Here is a 259-nt window from a genome sequence, read left to right on the forward strand (position 1 = left end):
GCAACGCCGCCGGCGCGCGCCGCACGTCAAACGTCGTCACCGGCAACGGCCGCAACACCCCCGCCTCGAACAACTCGGCGAGTTCGAGCAGGTACTGGTGCATGCGGGGGCGGCCGGGTTCGAAGAGGTCGAAGGCGCGGTACCGCACCCCGGGATACTGCTCGGCGATGGCCTCCGGGTCACGGATGTCGGTCTTGCCCATCTCCAAGAACACCCCGCCCGGGGCCACCAACCGCAGCGACGCATCCACGAACTCACC

Annotated in this window: 1 protein-coding gene; it reads right to left on the reverse strand. The window is 69.5% G+C overall.

Going from position 1 to position 259, the window contains the following annotated elements; genetic code table 11:
* Nucleotides 1–259: zinc-binding dehydrogenase (locus FPZ47_RS28115; RefSeq protein ID WP_144957596.1), on the reverse strand; the 259-nt coding region annotated here is incomplete at both ends.

It is taken from the genome of Mycobacterium helveticum, assembly GCF_007714205.1.
GTDB lineage: Bacteria > Actinomycetota > Actinomycetes > Mycobacteriales > Mycobacteriaceae > Mycobacterium > Mycobacterium helveticum.